At 59.5% G+C, this 6,815-nt stretch carries 4 protein-coding genes and 3 tRNA genes; 2 read left to right on the forward strand and 5 right to left on the reverse strand.

Annotated elements, in window-relative coordinates; all coding sequences use genetic code 11:
• The 3 genes from HMPREF2656_RS03090 to mgtE form a co-directional block, all read right to left on the reverse strand.
• Positions 1–1,768 (reverse strand): MSCRAMM family protein (locus HMPREF2656_RS03090; RefSeq protein WP_141760994.1); only part of this gene is annotated, 1,768 nt, incomplete at its 3' end.
• 189 nt (positions 1,769–1,957) lie between these two features.
• A tRNA-Arg gene (locus tag HMPREF2656_RS03095) sits at positions 1,958–2,033 on the reverse strand.
• 73 nt (positions 2,034–2,106) lie between these two features.
• Positions 2,107–3,459 (reverse strand): magnesium transporter, encoded by a 1,353-nt coding sequence (gene mgtE / locus HMPREF2656_RS03100; protein WP_070422014.1) that lies wholly within the window; start codon positions 3,457–3,459, stop codon positions 2,107–2,109.
• A 169-nt stretch (positions 3,460–3,628) separates the two neighbouring features.
• Between mgtE and HMPREF2656_RS03105 the strand changes: the two genes are divergently transcribed.
• The gene (locus tag HMPREF2656_RS03105) at positions 3,629–6,181 is read left to right on the forward strand and encodes a hypothetical protein (protein WP_070815826.1); all 2,553 of its coding nucleotides are present in this window, start codon (positions 3,629–3,631) and stop codon (positions 6,179–6,181) included.
• Between the two features lie 42 nt (positions 6,182–6,223).
• Here the strand turns inward: HMPREF2656_RS03105 and HMPREF2656_RS03110 are convergent.
• Both HMPREF2656_RS03110 and HMPREF2656_RS03115 read right to left on the reverse strand, forming a co-directional pair.
• Positions 6,224–6,296 (reverse strand) — tRNA-Arg (locus HMPREF2656_RS03110).
• Positions 6,297–6,298: 2 nt separating this feature from the next.
• Positions 6,299–6,389: transfer RNA gene (locus HMPREF2656_RS03115), tRNA-Ser, on the reverse strand.
• A gap of 74 nt (positions 6,390–6,463) precedes the next feature.
• On the opposite strand from HMPREF2656_RS03115, the gene HMPREF2656_RS13000 reads away from it, so the two are divergent.
• A partial coding sequence (locus tag HMPREF2656_RS13000; RefSeq protein WP_168167525.1) for a hypothetical protein occupies positions 6,464–6,815 on the forward strand: 352 nt, incomplete at its 3' end.

The following is a 6,815-nucleotide window of genomic DNA, read 5'->3' on the forward strand; positions in this document are numbered from 1 at the left end:
GATCATCCAAAACCTCGCCGGAAACCGAACCATCATTCGGCGTTACTTTAAAGTCAGCAGTTTGGGACGCCTGCCCTGCATCATCAATCGAAATTCTGTATTCCGCAGGAGAAGCCATTTGGTACTGACCAGGCTTATTAAGAGAGACCACATAGGTGCCTTTAGTCAATTCGTCCGTGACAAACGATTGACCGTTAGACAAGCTCTTGGAGAAAAACTGCTCCCCACCAGCGCGTCTAACTACTACCTCAGCTTGGTCATCGCCGAACAAGCCCGACACAGACCCTGCCACTGCACCCTTATTCTGGGCAACCCTAAAGTCTGCGGTTTTCGATGCCTTACCATCGTTATCAACTACAACTTCGATAACTGCTTCTGATTCCATCCGGTAATCAGCTGGCTTAGCAATAGACACGCTATAGGTGCCTTTTGTGAGTGCTCCGCTCACAAACTTTTCGCCGTTGCCGAGCTCCTGGGCAAATACCTGGTCTCCAGACGCCTGTCGAATTACGATCGTGGCTTTGTCATCCCCAACTAAGCCGGAAACCGAACCAGAGATTGCCCCCTTATTCTGGCTAAATTCAAAATCTACGGCACCAGAATTCTGGCCGTCGTTAAAAATTTCGGCCCGTTTTAGAGCGCCACCCGCCGAGATCAACTTGTGGTCATCGGGCCATCCGGACACCTCGACCGAATATTTACCTACGGTTGCACCTCTAAGATCGATTTCCCCATTGCTGCGCCAACCTTCCCACACCTTGACGCCATTCGCATCCCGAACCGTAACCAGAACTTGCTGCCCCCGAGCGAGCCCCTTCAACGAAAACGGAATAATGCCGGTAATCTGCTCAAGTCTAAAATAGGCAGAACCGTCACTCACACCATTGTCATCAATACGGACAGTTTGTTGGCCTTCGATTCCAGAAGACAGCTTATAACCGGAAGGCAATTCGGATAATGACACCGAGTAGACACCCGGAGCCAGCTCGGACGACTGGGATTCACCCTCGCCCACCTTGCTAGACCACACTTCGGTACCATTCGAGTCTTTTACCGTGGCCGTGACTTGCTTGCCACGTCCAAGGCCAGACACAGAAAACGGAACCGACCCGGTTGCAGGATCCGACTGTTCCTCATTCTCGGTCGGAGAACCCATCGACACCTTCATTGGCACCGGCCAGCGGTTGTCGGTGGTTACCTTCTGCCGAGACGTAAAAACTACCGACTTGCCCGTGAAGTTAGAATTTCCGTCGAACAGTGAGGATGTCTTGAGTAGGTAATTTAGACCGCCGTCAGTTGAATGGCCGTTTACTGCACCAATAGAGTGCCCATCGACTTTCACGTCGAAAACCATTTGCCCCTCAGGGAATCGGGCCTTTGGCCTAAGCCTTTGATAGTAAGGGTCTGTAGTAATGGCAAGATCAGTTTTCCCAATAGCGCCCAGATTCAAGGTGGAGAAACTCAGTTTGCCCCCTGGATACGAAGACTGGGCAGCAACGCCGGCAGCAGCTGCAGCCTGCACCCCGAAACTCCCCTCCCCACCAACAACACTCGGCACAGCCAAGCCAGACAGAGCCAGCGACACTGCGGTCATGCCCGCGATGGCGGTGCGCTTGCCGGAGAAGCCGCGACGTGAGGAACGGCGCGCGGAGAAGTTCGCGTTGAAATCGAACGGAGAGGAAGCGTTGTTCAAGATTGCTCCAATGGTTGATTTTTCTATAACGAGAGAAATTCGAGCAAGAAGTACATAGAACACGAACTTCCGCACGAGACTTCCAAATAATTTACCAACTTGGACAGGCGCTTTCAAGCGCACTCACATCTAAAGCCCCTGCTTAATCAGTGTTTATTCAGATTCAAAGGGTTTATTAATCTTTGCCGTAATTGCGTCTCAGAAAAATCGCGAAAGAAGCAAAAGGGAAGGCCCCACACAAACTGTGTGGGGCCTTCCCGAAATTGGTGCGCCCGGAGGGATTCGAACCCCCAACCTTCTGATCCGTAGTCAGATGCTCTATCCGTCGAGCTACGGGCGCAGTGCCTGTTGGCAACGAAGAAGAACATTACACCCGGCAGGGCGCACCACCAAAACGGCAGTTCAAGACACCATTACAGGCCAAGCACACTCTTGGCGATGAGGAAATAAATGACCAAACCGGTCGCGTCGCAGAAGGTAGAGATGAACGGGTTGGAGAACACAGCCGGGTCGGCGCCGACCGCCCGAGCGATGATCGGCATGATGCCGCCGACGGTCGCGGACATCGCGCACACACAAAAGAGTGTGGAACCGATCACAATGCCGATTTCTTGCCCGAAAACGGCCCACGCGATGCCCAAACCGAGGATGCCAAGCACCGAACCAAGGGTCGCGCCGACGCGCAGTTCGCGCCACATGACTTTAAAGATGTCGCCCTTGGTGACGTCGTGAAGCGCTAGCGCACGCGTCACCGTTGTCGCGGCCTGGTTACCGGTGTTGCCGCCGGTGCCGGTCAGCAGCGGAATAAATAGGGACAGCACGGTCACTTGGGCGAGCGTGTCCTCAAAGATGCCGAGCACCTGCACGGTCAGAATCGCGGAAACCGCCAGCACGAGCAGCCACACGATGCGGGATCGCACCAGGTTGAGCACCGGCGTGGACAGGTACGGCTGCTTCAGCGACTCGGAACCACCCTGACGTGCGGAGTCCTCGCTGTCGGCGAACTCGACGATGTCCTGGGCCTCGTCGTAAGTAAAAATGCCCACGAGGTGCTGGCCGTTATCCACCACCGGGTACGCGAGGTGACCAGACGCGAGCAGGCGACGCGCCGCATACTCGGCGTCTTCGCTCTCCACGACGGTGGGGGTTTCGCGCATGATGGTGCCCACTTCGTCGTCCGCACGCGCCTTGAACAGGTCCTTCAGGCTGAGTACGCCGGTGACGTGGTGCATGTCGTCGATAACTGGCACGGTGTAGATCGTCTCCAGGTCATCAACATGCGCGCGCAGCTTATCGACGACCTCCTGCGCCGTCTCCGTCGCACCAACCGCCTCCACATTCGGCGACATGACACGGCCGACCGACCCCTTCTCGTAGGCGAGAATCAGGTCTGTGTAGGCGCGGTCGTCCTCATCCAACTCGTTGAGAACCCGCTCCGCCACCTCCGGATCCATGTGATCGAGCAGCATGACCAAGTCCTCGGTGCCGAGGGCATCGAACAGGCCGGGGATCTGATGATCACCTAAGGCTTCGACGATTTCGGCCTGGTGGGCGGGCGCGAGGGCGTCGAAAAGCACAGCGGCTCGAGGCGCTGGCAGCAGTCGCACCAGCTCCGCACCGCGTCTCGACGGCTGCCGCTCCACCAAACGGACGATGTCACGCAAGTCCATCCCCGCGAGTTTGTGCTGCATAGCAGCCAAATCGCGCGGGGATAGACGGCGGCGCCGCAACTTCCGTTCAATATTGGCCAAATCAGCCGTTTGCATAGCTCTCACACCGCGAGCGTACCTGGCTTCATATTCACCCGAGCGGGGGCTATTCCCAGATAGCTATTCCGCATTTATTACGCATGTGTAAAACTTTACGAACGTTTTGCGATACATCTCGCGGAAACACCCAGGAATCGGCGTTATCGCCCAGACCCAAGGAGCCCCCATGGCAAAAACTGTACGTTCCCGACGCGTATCCATCGCGGCGGGCGCGCTCTCCCTGGCGCTGGTGGCGCCATTCGTATCCCCCGTCAGCATCACCCCGGTGGCGGCAGCTGTCGACGCCAGCGCGTTCGACACCACCTACACCACCACCAACTTCTGGGATGTCGACGAAGCAGTCGTAGAAGGGCTTGTGCTTGAGCCCGGCGACAAGGTCGAAGCAACAGCACTCCTTCTCGCCCGCAATAAATGGCGCTTCCGCACCAGCGGCTGCAACCTGATTCTCATCCGTCCAGAGGCTGCGATCTCCTTCGGGACAGGTAACCAGAACATTGCGGTCAAGGTAACCAAGGCCGACGGCTCTTCCTTCGACACCACGCTGAAGGTCAACGTCGTGGATGAGAAGGCCGAGGGAAACACGTTCACCGAGCCTGCCGACGCCTGCCCAGCGCCGGAGGAGCCAACGCCTGAGGAGCCGACCTCCGAGGCCCCAACGTCCGAGGAACCGACGCCCGAGGCCCCAACCTCGGAGGAGCCCGCTCCGACCACGACCGCTCCTGCGGAAGAGCCAACGTCTGAGCCGGCTCCGACGACGGCTACCCCGCCGGCGGAGGAGTCGTCGACAAGCAATGCCCCGAAGACAACCGCAAACGCCTTCAACGGTCGCTTCAACACCGCCAACTTCTGGAACAAGAAGGAAGCAGTGGTCGAAGGCCTGAAGCTGCAACCGGGTGACACCGTCGCACCGACGACGAACACGATCTTCAACTGGAACTTCCGTAACGACAACGGCACCCTCACCGTGATTCGCCCGCAGTCCGCGACTGCTTTTGGTACCGGCAACAAGGACATCGCCGTGAAGGTGACCCCCGCCGAGGGCGAGGCGTTCACGACCACGCTGCGTCTGAACGTTATCGACGAGCGCCCCGTCGGCGATTGGGAAAAGGAACTGGAGAAGACCTACCCGGTCGACTTTGAGAAGTCCACCTCCGCCAAGACGCTGGATGCGCTCAAACTGCCGAAAGGCGTGACCCTGAGCAAGGGTGGCGTGAGCCTGCCGACCGGCTGGAGCGTCACCACCGACGCCGACGGCGTCCGCATCACCCCGCCGGCCACCTTCACGGAAGGCGACATTGAACTGCCTGTCTCCGTCGAGCAGGTCCACGCCGACGGCACGAAGGACACGTTCAAGGCAACGCTGAAGATTGCTGCGAAGAACCCGTCCAAGACCCCGGCTGAAGTAGCAGGTACCGCAGCAGACATTCTCGGCCCGCTGCTCGGAAGCATCATCGGCGGCGCGACCGGTGGCACCGGCCTGGGCAGCCTCATTGGCAACCTGATCGGTGGCGGCAAGGGCGAAGGCTCCGAAGGCGGCAGCGGCGGTAACGGCAGCGGCGCCGGCGGCCTCCTCGGCAACCTTCTCGGCGGTCTGCTCGGTGGCGGTAAGGACGGCAAGAGCCCGCTGGAGGGCATCGTCAAGGTTGAGGTGCAGCCGAGCGGCATCATCGTCACCGGCAACGCCAACCCGACCGTGGAGATCCGTGACAACGGCTCCAACAATGGTTCCGGCAACTCGGTCGTCGTGACGAACAATGCGAACCCGACGGTGGACATTCGCGACAACGGCTCCAACAACTCCGTGGTTGTTACCGATAATGCGAACCCGCGCGACAACTTCAACAACAACGGCAACCCGTCCGTTGTCATTACGGATAACCTGAACCCGGTTATCACGGGCAACATGAACGACAACGGGTCCAACAACGGCTCGAACAACTCCGTTGTGGTCACCAACAACGCCAACCCGGTCATCACCAACAACGCCAACAACAACGGCTCGAACAACTCGGCCATTGTGACGGGCAACGCGAACCCTGTTGTCACCGGCAACGCGAACAACAACGGTTCTGGTAACTCGGTCGTCGTCACGGACAATGCAAACCCGCGCGACAACCTGAACAACAACGGTTCCAACAACTCGGTCGTGGCGACGAACAACGCGAACCCGACCGTTGTCATCACCGGCAACGCGAACGACAACGGCTCGAACAACTCCGTTGTGGTCACGAACAACGCCAACCCGGACATCCGCGACAACGCCAACGGTGGTCTGTTCGGCAGCTCGGGCGGCTCCTCGAAGAAGGGCGGCAACGGCGACCAGCAGGGCGGCGACAAGCTCGTCGGCGCCAAGGTCAACGCCACCGGTGGGTCCTCCGACCCGCGCTGCATCGCTTCCCTCGTCGGCCTTGGCGTGCCGCTGGTCCTGATGCTGCCGCTCGCGCTGGCTAACCAGGCGGGCCTCCCGGGCCTGGGCCAGGCAAACGGCCAGGCTGGCGACATCTTCACCGCGGCCGCCCGCAACGCTGGCCTCGATCCTGCCCAGGCGATGGCAATCGGCGGCGGTATCGTCGGCCTGGTTTCCGCGCTGCTGATCGCTACCGCGGTACGCACCTGTGTCCCGGACGTGCAGAGCGTTGACATCAACGTCAACGGCTCGTCCCGCAAGGATAAGGAGGAGGCGCCGACTACGGTTGCGCCGGTCGTCGAGACGCAGTAGCCCCTCAATGCGAAAACCCCCGCTGAGCGGGGGTTTTTCTTGTGCGCCCGGAGGGATTCGAACCCCCAACCTTCTGATCCGTAGTCAGATGCTCTATCCGTTGAGCTACGGGCGCAATGGCGGAGATGACAGGATTTGAACCTGCGGCCCCCGTCAAGGGGGCAACTCCTTAGCAGGGAGCCCCATTCGGCCACTCTGGCACATCTCCAGCGCTGCGTACACATTACCTGTATCCGGGCGAGCAGCCAAATATCACCGAAATCCGTCCGTATACTCGGCCGCATGAAAATCCACACGTGGCTCAATTCCGGACTGGCAGCACGCGACAATTCCGGCGACACCGCGGATTACCTCCTCTGGTTCCCCGCGGCACTGGACACGCTCGGCACTGGTCCGCTCACCGGCTCGCTGCATTTCACGCCGAAAACATCGGTGCTGCGCGACGCGCCCGAAGGCACTGTGCTGCTCGGCATCCCAGCGGGCGATCTTCAGGGCATTCTGCCTATCGACGACACCACCACCCCCGTACACCTCACCAACCCCCTCCCCCTCGAGCAGATCCAGGTCGTCGCCGGCCAGAACCGCCCGGACACCAAGCGCGCCATCGAAATCCTGCGTGACGTTCCCGGCGAGC

This window comes from Corynebacterium sp. HMSC034B08, from assembly GCF_001835805.1.
GTDB classification, from domain to species: domain Bacteria; phylum Actinomycetota; class Actinomycetes; order Mycobacteriales; family Mycobacteriaceae; genus Corynebacterium; species Corynebacterium coyleae.